Origin of the sequence: Thioalkalivibrio sulfidiphilus HL-EbGr7, from assembly GCF_000021985.1 — a bacterium.
GTDB lineage: Bacteria > Pseudomonadota > Gammaproteobacteria > Ectothiorhodospirales > Ectothiorhodospiraceae > Thioalkalivibrio_A > Thioalkalivibrio_A sulfidiphilus.
Window position 1 is genome coordinate 345,908 of record NC_011901.1, and the last position, 14,200, is coordinate 360,107.

At 57.8% G+C, this 14,200-nt stretch carries 14 protein-coding genes; 9 read left to right on the top strand and 5 right to left on the bottom strand.

The genetic code is table 11. From position 1 onward, the window contains the following. Positions 1 to 2: 2 nt before the first annotated feature. Positions 3 to 893 (bottom strand): LysR family transcriptional regulator, encoded by an 891-nt coding sequence (locus tag TGR7_RS01505; RefSeq protein WP_012636893.1) that lies wholly within the window; start codon positions 891 to 893, stop codon positions 3 to 5. A 97-nt stretch (positions 894 to 990) separates the two neighbouring features. On the opposite strand from TGR7_RS01505, the gene metE reads away from it, so the two are divergent. The 3 genes from metE (at position 991) to TGR7_RS16945 (ending at position 3,516) form a co-directional block, all read left to right on the top strand. Next, positions 991 to 2,679, top strand: a complete 1,689-nt coding sequence (metE, locus tag TGR7_RS01510; RefSeq protein ID WP_012636894.1) for a 5-methyltetrahydropteroyltriglutamate--homocysteine S-methyltransferase — start codon at positions 991 to 993, stop codon at positions 2,677 to 2,679. 200 nt (positions 2,680 to 2,879) lie between these two features. Continuing rightward, positions 2,880 to 3,188 (top strand): type II toxin-antitoxin system RelE/ParE family toxin, encoded by a 309-nt coding sequence (locus TGR7_RS16940; protein ID WP_041440735.1) that lies wholly within the window; start codon positions 2,880 to 2,882, stop codon positions 3,186 to 3,188. Beyond that, positions 3,148 to 3,516 carry an addiction module antidote protein gene (locus tag TGR7_RS16945; protein WP_245523013.1) on the top strand — a complete coding sequence of 123 codons (369 nt, stop codon included), beginning with the start codon at positions 3,148 to 3,150 and terminating at the stop codon, positions 3,514 to 3,516. Before TGR7_RS16940 ends, TGR7_RS16945 begins: the two co-directional genes overlap by 41 nt. 131 nt (positions 3,517 to 3,647) lie before the next feature. Here TGR7_RS16945 and TGR7_RS01520 read toward each other — a convergent pair whose 3' ends face one another. After that, positions 3,648 to 3,971, bottom strand: a complete 324-nt coding sequence (locus tag TGR7_RS01520; protein WP_012636895.1) for a hypothetical protein — start codon at positions 3,969 to 3,971, stop codon at positions 3,648 to 3,650. Between the two features lie 202 nt (positions 3,972 to 4,173). Continuing rightward, the gene (locus TGR7_RS01525; RefSeq protein WP_012636896.1) at positions 4,174 to 4,512 is read right to left on the bottom strand and encodes a hypothetical protein; all 339 of its coding nucleotides are present in this window, start codon (positions 4,510 to 4,512) and stop codon (positions 4,174 to 4,176) included. A gap of 434 nt (positions 4,513 to 4,946) precedes the next feature. Here TGR7_RS01525 and TGR7_RS01530 point away from each other — a divergent pair, with 434 nt between their 5' ends. Further along, complete coding sequence (locus tag TGR7_RS01530; RefSeq protein ID WP_012636897.1) at positions 4,947 to 6,656, top strand: sensor histidine kinase; 1,710 nt, start codon at positions 4,947 to 4,949, stop codon at positions 6,654 to 6,656. A 58-nt stretch (positions 6,657 to 6,714) separates the two neighbouring features. Here TGR7_RS01530 and TGR7_RS16950 read toward each other — a convergent pair whose 3' ends face one another. Beyond that, on the bottom strand, positions 6,715 to 7,692 hold the full coding sequence (locus tag TGR7_RS16950; RefSeq protein WP_012636898.1) for a substrate-binding domain-containing protein: 978 nt from the start codon (positions 7,690 to 7,692) through the stop codon (positions 6,715 to 6,717). Then, positions 7,689 to 9,092: a sigma-54-dependent transcriptional regulator gene (locus TGR7_RS01540; RefSeq protein ID WP_049764581.1), complete on the bottom strand. Its 1,404-nt coding sequence runs from the start codon at positions 9,090 to 9,092 to the stop codon at positions 7,689 to 7,691. Before TGR7_RS01540 ends, TGR7_RS16950 begins: the two co-directional genes overlap by 4 nt. Before the next feature lie 333 nt (positions 9,093 to 9,425). Between TGR7_RS01540 and soxA the strand changes: the two genes are divergently transcribed. From soxA to TGR7_RS01560, 5 genes are all read left to right on the top strand, one after another. Next, on the top strand, positions 9,426 to 10,397 hold the full coding sequence (gene soxA / locus TGR7_RS01545; protein WP_041440745.1) for a sulfur oxidation c-type cytochrome SoxA: 972 nt from the start codon (positions 9,426 to 9,428) through the stop codon (positions 10,395 to 10,397). Positions 10,398 to 10,632: 235 nt separating this feature from the next. Beyond that, positions 10,633 to 10,956: a sulfur oxidation c-type cytochrome SoxX gene (soxX, locus tag TGR7_RS18000; protein ID WP_425358079.1), complete on the top strand. Its 324-nt coding sequence runs from the start codon at positions 10,633 to 10,635 to the stop codon at positions 10,954 to 10,956. A gap of 45 nt (positions 10,957 to 11,001) precedes the next feature. Beyond that, a complete protein-coding gene (locus TGR7_RS01550) occupies positions 11,002 to 12,144 on the top strand; it encodes a porin (protein ID WP_041440748.1) in 1,143 nt (380 codons plus the stop codon). Between the two features lie 186 nt (positions 12,145 to 12,330). Then, positions 12,331 to 12,864 (top strand): thioredoxin family protein, encoded by a 534-nt coding sequence (locus tag TGR7_RS01555; RefSeq protein ID WP_245523014.1) that lies wholly within the window; start codon positions 12,331 to 12,333, stop codon positions 12,862 to 12,864. Beyond that, positions 12,861 to 14,192, top strand: a complete 1,332-nt coding sequence (locus tag TGR7_RS01560) for a TolC family protein (RefSeq protein ID WP_012636904.1) — start codon at positions 12,861 to 12,863, stop codon at positions 14,190 to 14,192. Before TGR7_RS01555 ends, TGR7_RS01560 begins: the two co-directional genes overlap by 4 nt. Positions 14,193 to 14,200 lie beyond the last annotated feature (8 nt).

A 14,200-nucleotide genomic window follows, 5' to 3' on the forward strand; every position in this document is an offset into this window, starting at 1 on the left:
GCTTATCCCTGAGTGTCCTCCCCGAGTTGCTTGATGAACTCCACCACGTGGGGCAGCGCCATGTTTTCTTCTGGTGTGGCCGCAAGCAACGTGGCTTCCATGCCCTTCGGGTCCAGAGGAACCATGGCCACGTCACCCGCCTCCACCACGTGCTTCACCGCCCACAGGGGCAACGCCGTCACGCCTTGCCCGAGGGCCGCCAGCTCCACCAGCATGGCGGTGGTCTCCGCGGTGCGCACCCGGGCGGGCTCAACCCCCGCCGGCCAGAGGAAACGGGTGAACACATCCAGTCGTTCCCGCGCCACCGGATACGTGAGCAGGGTCTCGTTCGCCAGGTCCGTGGCCCGCACATGTGGTTTGCCCGCCAGCGGATGATCCGGCGCCGATATCAGCACCACGGCAAAGCTGAACAGTGGTGTCCAGGCGATGCCCGGCAGCTCCCGGCGGTCCGGCGTCAGGACCAGGTCCAGGCGTCCGTCCAGCAGTCCGGGCAGGGGATCGAGGCTCGCCGAGAGGGCCACGTCCACGTCGATGCCCGGGTAGCGGCTGCGCCACCCGCGCAGCTTGGGCAGCAGCCAGTCCAGGCAGCTGTGGCATTCGCTGGCGATGTGCAGTCGCCCCCCGTCGCCCTGGGTCAGCCTGCGCAGGTCCGCGAGGGCTTCATCCAGTGCGGGCAGGACTTCTCCGGCCAGTCCCAGCAGCCTGAGCCCGGCCCGGGTGAAGCGCAGGGGACGCTGTCCGCGTGCCACCAGGGTCACCTCCAGCCGGCTCTCCAGTTCCTTGATCTGGTGGGACACGGCGGACTGGGTCAGGTGCATGCGGCGGGCGGCACCGGTGAGGCTGCCCGCTTCGTGCAGGGTCTGGAGCATGCGAAGGTGCCGTACTTCTATCATGAATTCTTCTCATGCTATTGTGAATTAATATCGTTTGTGCTCATTAAGAATCCGGGAGAAGGTATGCGTCAGTCAACGCAATGGATGGAGATCGATCATGACCACGCTGCATATCCCCGGATACCCGCGCATGGGCGCCCGCCGTGAACTGAAGTTCGCCCTGGAACGACATTGGCGCGGTGACCTGACTGAACAGGGCCTGGAGCAGGTGGCGCGGGAGCTCCGGTTCCGGCACTGGCAGCAGCAGCGCGACGCCGGCCTGACCTGGGTGACCGTGGGCGACTTTGCGTTCTACGACCATGTGCTGGACCACGTGGAGTTGCTGGGGTGTGCGCCGGGGCGCTTCGCGTTCAGGGGCGATGAAGGGTCTCTGGAACGCCAGTTCGCCATGGCCCGGGGTACAGAGCGCGAGCCGGCACTGGAGATGACCAAGTGGTTCGACACCAATTACCACTACCTGGTCCCGGAACTGAGACCCGATACGGTCTTTACGGAGAACCCCGCCCGGCTTCTGGGCCAGGTCCGCGAAGCCCGGGAGGCCGGTCATCCGGTCAAGGTGGTACTGGTGGGGCCGCTCACCTTCCTGTGGTTGTCCAAGTCCCAGACCTCCGGGTTTGCGTGCCTGGACCTGTGCGACGCCCTGGCGGCGACCTATGCCCGGATACTGGGCCGGCTGTCGGCGGCCGGGGTGGCGTGGGTCCAGCTGGACGAACCCGTGCTGGCCCTGGAACTGCCGGACGAATGGCGCTCCCGTTTCCAGGCGGTCTATGAGGCCCTGGCCACGGGCGGGCCGAATATCCTGCTGGCCAGTTGTTTCGGTGGGCTCGGCGGCAATCTGGAGATCGTGCGTCAGCTGCCGGTACAGGGTCTGCACGTGGATGCGACACGGGCGCCGGATGAACTGCTCGAAGTGGCGCGGGCCCTGCCGCCCGGCGCGGTGCTGTCAGCCGGTGTGGTGGACGGGCGCAACGTCTGGCGTACAGACCCCGACCGGGTGCTGGCGCAGATCCTGCCTCTGCGCCAGCGGCTGGGGGCGCGTCTTTGGCTGTCCACATCGTGTTCACTTCTGCATGTGCCCCTGGACCTGGAGCTGGAGACCGACCTGGACCCTGAGCTTTACGGCTGGCTCGCATTCGCCCGGCAGAAGCTCGACGAACTGCGCGTACTCGGCAGGGTGCTGGAACATGGCGAGGACTGCGAGGCGCGGGCCCTGGAGGCAGCCCGGCGTGCGGCGCAGGCGCGGCGCGAGAGCGCACGGGTGCGCGACGCGGCGGTGCGATCCCGGGTCGCGGCGCTGGATGCCCTGGCCGATCGCCGCTGCGCCCCCTATGTACAGCGTCATGCAGCGCAACGAGCGCGCCTGGATCTGCCTTGCTTGCCCACCACCACCATCGGCAGCTTCCCCCAGACACACGAGATCCGCTCCACCCGGGCGGCCCATCGCGCCGGGCGTCTGACGGATGTCCAGTACCGGGCCTATCTGCAGACGGAGATCACCCGCGTGATCCGCCAGCAGGAATCGCTGGGGCTGGATGTGCTGGTGCACGGCGAACCCGAGCGCAACGACATGGTGCAGTATTTCGGCGAGCAGCTGAGCGGCGTGCTGATCACCCGGAACGGCTGGGTGCAGCAAATCCGGGGACAGTATACCTATTGTGCTTCTCGCTTGATTTGCCATACCTGTGGGCGCCTGAGCAATGGTTACACTGTCCCCAGGATCCAACGCGAAACCGTAAACCGGGTCAGAGAGCAATATCCGCTAATATTAGCAGCCATTGTTCTCTGACCCCCGAAGGCGGTTTGGGACACCCATAATCCATAATTCCGGACTGTGGATGTCCCAAAGTGCTAATACGCTTGATCTGACACGCCTGTGGGCGCCTGAGTAATGGGTACACTGTTCTCTGGATTCACACGTCCTGTTGGAATTGCTCATGTCCTTAGTCACGCTTGACGTACTGTATCCGTGCGGATACGATTCTGCGTATGTACACATTCCTTCGTACGCCAGAGTTTGATAGCTGGCTGAAGAAGCTTCGAGATCCGATAGGAAAAGCTCGAATCATCGCCCGTATCCGTTCTGCCGAGGCAGGAAACTTCGGCGACTGCGAACCTGTCGGGAAGGGTGTCTCGGAGATGAGAATCCATTACGGACCTGGTTACAGGGTGTATCACGCAAGGGACGGCGAAACGATTTACCTTCTTCTGTGTGGAGGCAATAAATCAACTCAGAAGAAGGACATCCAGAAAGCCCATGACCTTGCTGAGAAATACCGAGGCCACACTGATGACTAAGTTGACCAAATTCGATGCCGCAGAATACCTGGATAGCGAAGAGGTAATTGCAGAATACCTCAATGCTGCGCTAGAGGACGAAGATCCAAATGTATTTCTGGTGGCTATTGGCGATATCGCAAAGGCACGAGGGATGACGGAGCTGGCCAGAGAAGCTGGACTTGGTCGAGAGAGCCTGTATAAGGCCTTAACTCCCGGTGCAAAGCCACGATATGACACCGTTTTGAGAGTAATACGAGCACTAGGCGTAGAGCTGCATACCGTGCCAGTGCATCAGAAACCAGTTCCAACCAGGCGTTCCAGCGGACGCGCTAGCGCACGCCGCTGAGCTCTGCGTTGGGGTTCGCTGTGCTCACCCCAACCTACGCGATCTATGGTTTTCTCATCGAGAAACTTCGCGACCTTTGCGTCTTCGCGCCTTCGCGTTGAAGGCCCTTGAATTTCCAGGCAACACACCGCTCAGCTATCCAGCTTCTCCAGGTGCCGCCGGGTCAGTTCCAGGAAGCGGGGCGTGAGGCCGGCGTCTTCGTACATGGGATCGCCCAGTTCGTCTTCGGCGATCACCCGCTCCCCGGGCACGTAGGGCATGGCCGCCTCCAGCTCGTCGAGCGCCGCCGAGAGCAGTTCTCCGATCAGCGCCTGACGGGGCTTGTTGGGGAACAGTTCTGCCAATGCCGCGATGCGGGCGGCGTCCCGGGCCGAGAGCTGCATGCAGTATTCGTGCTGGGTGTGGCGCTCACCGGGCTCCCGCGCCCAGTGTGTCAAGAGATCCCTGACGTTCATCGTGATCCTCCTTGCCGCTGTTGGCGGATCGTTGCGATGCCTGTCCTTGAGTTTAGTTCGTGTCAGGGAGTGGTGGCGGGAAATCACGCAAATCTGAGGCGAGACGCGGCGGCCGGGAATGCCTTGGTCAACGAGAAACGTTTAACCTGCGCGTGGAAGTCCTTGGCCGTCAGGTCAAACGAGCCCGGCGGTGGGCTCCTTCTCAGCCGACCTCGCGCCAATCCTCGTGGCCACAGCTGCTGCAACGGTACAGGGCTTCATAGCCGCCCTCGGCCTCACGCGCCGTGTTCTTCTGGAAGGTGAAGCTGCGCAGGGTGCAACGTGGGCATTTCTCCACCGGATCCCGTGGCACGGGCATTCGCTTCGGCTTGCTCTCGGCAATGTCCTGTGATCCGGTCGCATCCCTGATGGCCTGGTCGATGCTCGCGTTGAGGGTGGCGACGAGGCGGCGGGCCGCATCGGCCTGATCCCTGGCGGCCAGGGCGGCCAGCTCCTCGATGCCATCTTTGAGTGACATTAAGCGGGTAGTGATATCGCTCATCCGCTTGACTCCTATTGGTCTACCTGGCTCATTGTTATATCCGAAGTCCAGAACTTTTTCACGGCAAATCACAGGGATGGTGAATCGGATGCATCGCGGTGGTGAGTGGGGTGCCATTTAAGGCGGCCGTAATGCCTCTGATCACGGTGCAACACACTGCGCAAGGTTGATTTAGACTCGTGGCTTATGCGTGGGTCGAGGAGTTAGACGTGTGAGGCTGAAATCAAGAACAATGATGATTGAGTTCCTGGCTCGGCAGCATGATGGGTCCAGGGATTCGGGCAGAACAAAAGACTGCGCGAGCGCGAGTTGTTTCAATGGTTGCCTACAGTCAGGGCTCATAGGTGATTGTGGGGTAAATTCGTCATTACAATACGATTGTGAATGAAACGTCCCTGAGGACCGTGAAGTGATCGGTCAGAAGAGGTGCCTTGATGGGTAGTACACCACTGGTTGGCAGTGACAGGATAAATCTGGGCCATGGCACGGATGCGGCGGGTGTATCGAGAAGACTATGGCATACGCCGAAAAGTCTTCTTTTTAGGGCAGTTGCTGGGCTGACACTGATCATTTTCACAGTGACAGCCGTAATGTTCATGAGTATCGATGGTTTCGTGTCGGTACAGTTCAGTCAGATAAGTCAGCAGCGCATCGTGAACCAGGTTGCAGCAATGCACCAGCAACTGGATGCGGAGATGCAGGGAATGAGTGCGCTCGTAGAGATGGTATCCACTGATTCCGGACTGCGTCAGAGTGCTCAATATCATCTCTTCCTCGAGGGTGAGCGAAGGCCGCTGGAGATGGATGTAGAGAGAATAGCGTCGGCGCTGAATTTTAATCTATTTGGAATTTGGGATTCACAGGGGAGGTTGGTGTTTTCTAATCAGGGGGGAAGAACCGAGGTGGTCGAGGGTCTCGGTGTCGCAAGTAGTCAGATAACCAGGCTTGTCTGGCATCAGTCAGAGCTCTGGGTATGGGCGAGCGCCCCTGTGATGGTGAACGATGTCGTGTTGGGCTGGATAGGGATACTTCGCAAGGTGGGTGGAGCGAGTTACCAGGTCGGGGTGCTAAATGAAGTTGGACAATCTCAGGCTGCCGCTGGCAGAAGAGCAGGGGTTTACTCGCATCTGCTCGATTTGTCAGTGATCAACAACCTTGGTGAGGCGGTTGATTTAGAGATTGGGGTGGCTGACCAGGTGGGTGACGCGCTTGATCAAACAAAGATGGTGGTCGGAATTACATTGTTAGGCGCTGGTTTTGTACTTGTTATTGCAAGCGTGATCTATCTTAGAAGTGTGCTCAATCCGGTTAGGGAGTTGACCCATGCAGTGACAATGCTTCCTCATCGTCTTGAGCATGGTGATCTCAAGGTCATCAATGTGCGCGCCGACGGAGAAGTCGCTGCGCTGGGTGTCGCCTTCAATAATATGATTGATAAGCTGATTGAGCTAAGGAAGCTGGAATCGGAGTTGCGAGAGCAGGAAAAGCTCTCGGCCATCGGCCGGGTGGCTGTCAGGGTGGCTCACGACATCAATAACCCGCTTACCGTGATCAGGAATGCTGCTCATTTGCTGAAGAGTTCGGCGAATCTTGGTAAGGAAGATTTGGAAGATATTGAAATGATACTGCATCACTGTGGTCGGTGCGCATCAACCGTAGATAATCTGCTGCGTTTCGGGAAGCCAGTTCGGCTGCGTTACGAAGACATCGAAGTGAGTGAGTGTATGGCGGGCTTTGTGCAGAGTCTAAGCCAGAGGCGTCCAGATGCCAGGTTGCGTTACGAGATACATGATGAGCCATTGAGGATGCGTGGTGACCGATTACAGCTTGAGCAGATGATGGATAACCTTGTTGATAATGCTCTGCGTGCCAATGGTGGAAATGAAATCAGGGTAGAGGCGGGACGAGTGGGTGATGATCGTCTGTACTTTCGGATCACGGATTTTGGCTGCGGGTTTACGGAGGAGACACTCCAGCATGCATTCGATATTTTTTATACGGGAACACAAGGTGGGACAGGGCTAGGATTGCCTAATGCGAGGGCGATCGCGCGGGCGCATGGTGGCGATGTGGTTGTCACAAATCCGCGAATTGGTGAAATTACTATCTATCTCTCTACCCGGGGCGCGCCTGCGGATCGATGATACCCGACTGCGTGGTGCCTGCCGGTACCAATGGGTGAGTCGGGCCGTGCGTGAGTGATTATGCGAGACGCGCATAGTCGGGCGCATTCCCGGTATTGATCGCTTTCGTTCTATCAATTGGTACTGCCATGCGGCTGATGATCTTGCTCCCTTCCTCACTGAATATGTAGTCGAAAAAAGGACGCATGAGGCTTTCGTTCCAATGTGAAAATATCATGTTGAAGGGGCCGGTCAAGGGGTATGCGCCTGCAGTGGCATTCGATGGGCTTGGACTGATTCCATCGAGAGTCACTATTTTCAATCGGCCTTGTCTCACATAGGGTTCGACGAGTACCCAGCTATTGACCCCTATGGCAGTTGGGAAACGGGCTATTTGCTGAAGATGATCCTCGTCTGTCGTTGCATTGATGCCAACGCTGGACCATGGCGCAATCCCTGCGAGAAGTAGTTCACGTACGGGCTCGAAGTAGGTCGGGCAGTGATCATGGACAACCAGTGCGACTGGGCGATCATGCCCGCCCAGTTCAATCCAGTTACGGATTCGCCCTTTCGCGACATCTTGGAGATCTGATAATGAAATATTATCGACGGGATTGTCGGGGTGTACCACAACTGCCTTAACATCTTGCGCAATTGGTAGCCAGTACATGTCATGCGCCGGTGAACCGGGAATAGGGCAGCAGAGATTTCCGATGTGTGCTTTACGCGCCCGAACGGCAAGTACCGCATCGTCACACCCGCCGCCATATACGTATACTTGCTGGTTCGTCGTCCGTTTGACCTCAATAGCCATGAGGTCCAGGAACGCGTTCTTTGGAAGCCTGGATCCAGTCAAGGTCAGAGAGTCAGGCAATGAGCCAGATGAGCTGGCGACACGCGCCATGAATTCTGGGGTGAGGCAGGTTTCGTCACTACCAGGATTCAATACCCCGTTAGATCTCGATGCCTTGGTGACGTAAGTCGTGGCACCGAGCCCGGCACAGAAGCCTGCGCTGAGTGACACAAGCAAGTGATTCATGAAGCTGCGACGATTCATGGCACTGCCTCACCAGGGTCAAGTAGGGATAGTTTGCGTAAAAGAGTTTTGTAGTCGATGTTCAGAATCTTTGCGGCATGGGTTTTGTTGCCGTTCGTTATCCTCATTATACGTTGAATATGTGCAAGCTCGGCATCCGCAAGGGTGCGCGGATGCGTTGATCGCGTACTCGTTTCGGTTGAGTGAGAAATCGTGCCGAGAGATATGAGTTCCGGCGTGATTTCATAGGTGGTGTCACTGGTCAGGATAACTGCCTCTTCGACCATGTTCTCGAGCTGTCGAATATTGCCTGGAAAGGCCATGTGTTGAAGGATATCAATCGTCTCGGCGGAGAATCTCCTCACGCGTTTCGCATAACGGCGCGCATAACGCTCCAGAAATTCCTGAGCAAGAAGTGGAATATCGCCGGGTCTTTCCCTAAGGGGCGGCAGTGTGGTGGCAAGCACACGTAGACGGTGATAGAGATCACGGCGGAAGTCACCGCTGGCGGCTTGAGAATCTAGGGGCGTATTTGTCGCACTGATGATTCGCACGTCGATGGGAATCTCGCGATCTGAGCCAACCGGGCGGATTTTTTGCTCTTGTATTGCTCTAAGCAGCTTGGCCTGGATGTGTGGAGACATTGCATTTGCTTCATCCAGGAAGAGCGTCCCGCCGTGCGCCTCCAGTATGAGGCCGTTACGATCAGTGTTGGCCCCTGTGAAGGCGCCGCGCCGATGACCAAATAGCTCTGAATCTGCAAGGCTGTCTGGAATAGCTGCCATGTTGACAGCTATGAACGGACCGTTATCGCCGTGTATGGCACGTGCAACCAATTCTTTCCCGGTCCCGCTTTCGCCTTCAATAAGTACATTGGCGCGGACGCCGCGAACTTTAAGTATCCATTCCCTGAGCGAATGAATGTTTGGCGAGTCGCCGAGGATCGCCCTGAGGAAGGGATCATGCGTTTCAAGGGCTGTGCGCAGGGCCCTGCACCTGGCTCGTAAGGCAAGCTCGCTTTCAATCTTGGCTAGCATGAGTGAAACAGAGTCAGGGTCAAATGGCTTCGTCATAAAGTCAAATGCCCCCTGCTTGATCGCCCTTACGGCGTTCTCGACTGTCGAGTGTGTGCTGACAATGATCACACTGAGCTCGGGTAGAGTCTCCTTCGCTTCCCTGAGTACATCGAATCCATCCATGTCAGGCATGACAAGGTCCAGGAAGAGTACATCTGGCCGTAGCGCAAGCAATGTGCTCCGGACGTCAAAATGCTGTGTCCTTGTATGAGTTTCGTATTCACCGCAGTTTTTGATGACACGGGAAAGCACTCCGGCAACATCAGGCTCGTCGTCAACGATTAACGCACGGATACCTTCGGATGATGTGTCCACATCCCTGTATGTGGCGATGGTTGTGTTCATGGAATCAGTACGGCCGGCTGGTGCAGTAGATCGGACATTGACATTAGAGGGCAGGTGAAGGGGTGTCAATGTGATGCGCATTTCATGCAAAACATGAGGATTAGGCATCGCTTATGCAGGTATGGAGGAATGCCATAGGAGATGAGGGGGCTTAAGGAAGAATGCCATACAACGACCCTGAGGCGCGGAAGTATGTGTGAATAAAAACAAGAACTTGGAATATTGCAGGCGATGGCATGCGACATGCTAATTACCGTTGTTGTGCGAGTGGCACTTGATGCGTCGATGTGCGTCTCGCACCACACAATAATTGGTCGAGTGAGGAGGATTAGCATGAAAGCACTCAAACTGGCGCCGCTTGCGCTGGGGGTCGTTGTCGCGACCTCGATGAGCGTTGGGTTAGCGCAAGGGCTGTCTGTTCATCTGGAGAGGTCTGTTGTGGGGCCAGGCCCTGATTATTGGCCCAATCGAGAGAAGGCCATCCCCCATGTGTCAGGCGACGAGGCGTTCAGCAACACCTATCAGTACTGGAAGGATGCAGAAGCTATCGCGGCTGCGCGCCAGGAAGGGCGCATGTCACATGAAATGAACTTCAAGGATTTCCGTTGGCTCGAGCGAAGCATGGAAGGCGAGGAGTTGGCGGAACGTGGCAGCGAGCTCTTCCACAGAAAAAATCAAAATGGTCAGTCATGCGCTTCCTGTCATGGTGACAATGGAGAAAAGATCTCCGATGCGCAAAGCAGGTTCCCAGCGTTTAACAAGCGTCTTGGCCGTGTAGTCACGATGCCGACCCAGATTGGGTCATGTGCTTCAGAGAGACTCGGTGAGAACTGGGTTGAAGACACCAAAGAGAACAGCTTGATAGGGATGTATGTCGCGACACTGGCCGATGGTGTACCTGTGAACATCGATGTGTCTGGAGGAGAAATGAAGGCCTCCTATGAGCGCGGGAGAGATCTGTTTTTCAAGCGCACTGGTCATTTCAACTTCGCCTGTGCCAGCTGTCACACGCCGCCTACTTCGGGTAGCTACCTTAGAATCCAGCGGCCCACCACATTCTTTGGGGATGCCGCACAGTACCCGGTCTACCACTTCCCGTATTCGCTTCCCGGGGACGACCTTGAGTACATATTCACCCTCCAGCACCAGATCAAGTCGTGTCAGATCCTCTCCCGGATGTATCCCGGTGTCGAAGGCAGTGAGCCTATGACCGATATAGAGGTATTTCTGCAGGCGTCATCAAATGGTTTCCCGATCAGTGCGCCAGTCAACTTCTATAACCTGGATGCAGGTTACATGGAGTGAGTCGACTTGCTAGACCAGCTTGCGATAACGATTCTTTGAGGAGTCAGAGATGTTGAATCTGAATGGAAAGACACTTCTGAGAAGTGCTTTGTTTGCGGTGGCATGCTCGACGGCCCTGATGGGTGGTCCGGTAATGTCCCAGGACCAAGTCCCGCAGTGGGTGCCGGGCGAACCCTATCCAAGAGAGGGGCTGCGTGCATACGCCTGTCATGACTATAACTTGCCGTGCGGGAAAATGGGATCGCCAGAAATCGAGCAGGTGAAGTACACGGGCCCGCGCGATGGTGACGCCGAGAAGGGGGAAAGGATTGCATTGAACGTCAGGTGGGGTAACTGCCTGGCTTGTCACTCACTGCCTAAAGGACACGAAGGCGGAACAATCGGACCCAATCTCTCGAATTACGGAGCACGGGGGTTGCCCTTCGAATACACGTTTCAACGCATCTGGGACGGCAGGGTTTACAGTCCAAACGCTCATATGCCGGTGTATGGACCAAATGGGGTCCTCAGTGTTGAAGACATCCTGGATGTAATCGCATTTATCGAGTCAGGAAAGTGATGCAAGTAATCACCATCTAAGGGGATTTAAACAATGACTATTAAAATGAATAAATTCGCGTGTAGCGCCTTGGTTATGGCAATGGCGGCAGCCGGCATCATGAGTCCTTCGGCAGCCTCTGCTGCGCAGGATAAGTACACCTCTTTCCCGATGGCCTATGGGCGTGAAAGCGCAGCATCAGAAGATCTCACCATGATCATGGGACTGGAAATGCAGCCTGCATTTACCCATCTCGATAGAAATGGCGCGGCACCTAACGATGTGGACAAAAGCGAATTCAGTTTTCAGCGTCTTCGGTGGTTCATGAGAGGCAGTGTCACCGAAGACGTTGACTACTTGTTCGTAACGGAGTGGGCCAGGAACGCCGCAACAAATTCGTCCGATGGCGGGGCGCGTGCATTCAGGGCCAGGGCGACATTCCGTGATGTGGCGGATACCACCAATGTCGCTGTCGGATCCATCATCGTTCCCTTCGGACACGCATTTTACGTGCCGGCTGGAACTGCGCCCTGGGTCAACTATACCCGCATGACATCAACGCTCTATGGGTGCGGGTCGATTGGCTGTACGCCTGACCAGGGTGAGGTGATCACCAACATCTGGAAGACTGGTGTGATGGTGTTCGATCAGATCAGTTTCTCTGAAGACAGCAGTCTGACCTACACGGCGGGTGTGTATAACAGCTCTGGAACACGTTTCCAGGATGATGGCACCCAGAAGGACTTCAACGGTTCACTCGAATATCACAATGGCAATGTCTTTGCGCACTATGGTCTGAGACTTGGAAGTCAGCAGGTCGTGGGCGATGAAATGGATCGTGAACGGCATGCGATTGTGTTGAGGTACAACAATTACCTCACCGCACCCTGGTGGCTCTGGGGTGAGTATATGTGGGGTAAGGATGAAGTGGCGGGTGCGGATGATGTCAAGGCGGAAGGCTTTGAACTGTCTGCCGGTTATAAATTTACTCCGAAATGGGAGGGTGTCATTCGCTACTCCGAGTTCGATCCAAACAAAGATGTCAACAACAACAAGTTCCAGGAAATCAGTCTGGGCCTGACTTACCGCATGCAGCGGGGAATCCGCTGGCAGTTCCAGGTTGATTTCAATGAAAACGAGAGCAAGACCATCGAAGACACGGTGTATACCGCTCGCCTGACGGTGCCGCTTGCAAAGAAGCTGATGTAAATGACGTTGTTCATGCAGGTTCTGCAGGACCTGCATGCGTACGTGGGAAATGGATTTCTGCCGAAACCTCCTAGGCTATGGATACTGCCAATATTCCTGCCGGGCACTCCCGCCCGGCAGGTCTTTTCACGAAAGACAGTCTGACAATGCGAGGGTTAGTGGACCATGGCACACGTGACTGTTTTCATGTCACCGGTCATTCTGATTGTTACTCTGCTGGTCTGGAGCAGCGTAGCCCGTGCGGCCGGTGGTCTCGATCCCTACGAACACTTCTTCCAGACCACCTTCGGCGACTTCCAGGAAGAACTGGAGCTGACCCGCGAGGAGGACAAGCAGGCCCTGCTGATCTTCTTCGAGATGGACGAGTGCCCCTTCTGCCACCGCATGAAGCAGAACGTGCTCAACCAGCCCGAGGTGCAGGCCTTCTACCGCGAGCATTTCCGTATTCTGAGCGTGGACGTGAACGGCGACGTGGAGGTCACCAATTTCCAGGGTGAGACCGTGCGCCAGGCCGACTTCGCCTTCCGCGAGAACCGGGTGCGCGCCACCCCGGTGTTCCAGTTCTACGACCCCGAGGGCAATCCCATCGCCCGCTTCACCGGCGCCACCTCGGGCGTGGAGGAATTCCTGTGGCTGGGCGAGTTCGTCGCCGAGGGCCACTACAAGGACAACAACTTCAACCGCTTCAAGCGCGAGCGACAGGCCCAGTCACGGCAATGATGCGATCAGGGAGGAACGCCGGGCGTGCGTGGGGGCGCGCGCTCGTGGGCACAGTGCTGTGCCTGGCCACTGGCGCCATGGCCGAGACCCGTCTGCCATCGCCACTCACCTTGAGCGACGCGCTCGTCTTCGCCGATGACGAACACCCCGCCGTGGCCCAGGGCCGTGCCGGCGTGCTGCGCGGCGAGGCCGAGCGCCTGGCCGTCGAGAGCGCCAATGATCTCGCCGTGGGCATCCGTCTCAATGCCCGCTGGGTGGACCCCAATGAACGGGCCCCGGACCAGGGCAACAACGACTCCCAGGCCATCCTGCGCCTTTCCAAGCCCCTCTATGATTTCGGTCGCAGCAGCAACGCCCGGGCGGCCGCCGAGACCGCCCTGCGCGGCCAGCAGGAGCAGCACCTGAGCCTGGTGGCCCGCCAGCGCATGGAGATCATGCGCCGCTACTTCGACGTGCTGATGGCGGACCTGGCCTACATGAGAGACAACGAGGACATGGCGGTAGCGTACGTGGAACTAGACAAGGCGAGGTCTAGTAACGAACTGGGGATGCTTTCAGATATCAAGCTATTGGAACTCGACACTCATTATCAGGGAACGCTGCAGCGCCGCCAGTTCTCATTGCAGGCAACTCGCAGCACCCGCAACCGCCTGGCCCTGGCCTTGAACCGCCCGGACCAGGTGCCCTCGGACCTGATCAATCCCGCCCTGCCCGGCAACGACCGGGCGCTGCCCGAGATCGAGGAGCTCTACGCCCTGGCCGAGGTCGGCAACCGCCGCCTGGCCAGCCTGCGCCTGGAGGCCGAGGCCGCCAGCCAGCGCATCGCCGCGCGGCGCGCCGACCGTCGCCCCGTGCTCAGTCTGGAGGCCGAGGCCGCCCACTACGAGCGGGTGCTGGGTGGGCGCGATGATTTTGCCGCCGGGCTGGTGCTGGACATCCCGCTCTACAGCGGCGGACGCGTGGATGCGGGCGTGGCCCGGGAGCAGGCCAACCTCTACGATGTCCAGGCGCGCCTGCGCCAGCACGAACTGGACCTGCGCCAGGCGGTGCTCGAGACCTGGCTGGAGATCCAGCGCCTGCGCACCCAGCGTGACCATGCCCGCGCCACCGCCGACTACCGCGACCTGTACCTGGACCGCAGCCGCGCCCTCTACGAACTGGAGGTGGCCACGGACCTGGGGGATGCCATGACCCAGCAGTCCGCAGCCATGCTGTTCACGGCGCAGACGGAATTCGAACTGGCGCTGGCCTGGGAGCGGCTCGCCCTGCTCACCGGCCAACCGGACTTCAGCGCCGTGCACGCCAGCCACGCACAGGGCACGCCCTGATGAACCAG

Bases quoted from the DNA above. Each gene is read 5' to 3' on its own strand.
- TGR7_RS01505 (WP_012636893.1), bottom strand. From the start codon at position 893: ATGATAGAAGTACGGCACCTTCGCATGCTCCAGACCCTGCACGAAGCG.
- metE (WP_012636894.1), top strand. From the start codon at position 991: ATGACCACGCTGCATATCCCCGGATACCCGCGCATGGGCGCCCGCCGT.
- TGR7_RS16940 (WP_041440735.1), top strand. From the start codon at position 2,880: ATGTACACATTCCTTCGTACGCCAGAGTTTGATAGCTGGCTGAAGAAG.
- TGR7_RS16945 (WP_245523013.1), top strand. From the start codon at position 3,148: ATGACCTTGCTGAGAAATACCGAGGCCACACTGATGACTAAGTTGACC.
- TGR7_RS01520 (WP_012636895.1), bottom strand. From the start codon at position 3,971: ATGAACGTCAGGGATCTCTTGACACACTGGGCGCGGGAGCCCGGTGAG.
- TGR7_RS01525 (WP_012636896.1), bottom strand. From the start codon at position 4,512: ATGAGCGATATCACTACCCGCTTAATGTCACTCAAAGATGGCATCGAG.
- TGR7_RS01530 (WP_012636897.1), top strand. From the start codon at position 4,947: ATGGGTAGTACACCACTGGTTGGCAGTGACAGGATAAATCTGGGCCAT.
- TGR7_RS16950 (WP_012636898.1), bottom strand. From the start codon at position 7,692: ATGAATCGTCGCAGCTTCATGAATCACTTGCTTGTGTCACTCAGCGCA.
- TGR7_RS01540 (WP_049764581.1), bottom strand. From the start codon at position 9,092: ATGAACACAACCATCGCCACATACAGGGATGTGGACACATCATCCGAA.
- soxA (WP_041440745.1), top strand. From the start codon at position 9,426: ATGAAAGCACTCAAACTGGCGCCGCTTGCGCTGGGGGTCGTTGTCGCG.
- soxX (WP_425358079.1), top strand. From the start codon at position 10,633: ATGGGATCGCCAGAAATCGAGCAGGTGAAGTACACGGGCCCGCGCGAT.
- TGR7_RS01550 (WP_041440748.1), top strand. From the start codon at position 11,002: ATGAATAAATTCGCGTGTAGCGCCTTGGTTATGGCAATGGCGGCAGCC.
- TGR7_RS01555 (WP_245523014.1), top strand. From the start codon at position 12,331: ATGTCACCGGTCATTCTGATTGTTACTCTGCTGGTCTGGAGCAGCGTA.
- TGR7_RS01560 (WP_012636904.1), top strand. From the start codon at position 12,861: ATGATGCGATCAGGGAGGAACGCCGGGCGTGCGTGGGGGCGCGCGCTC.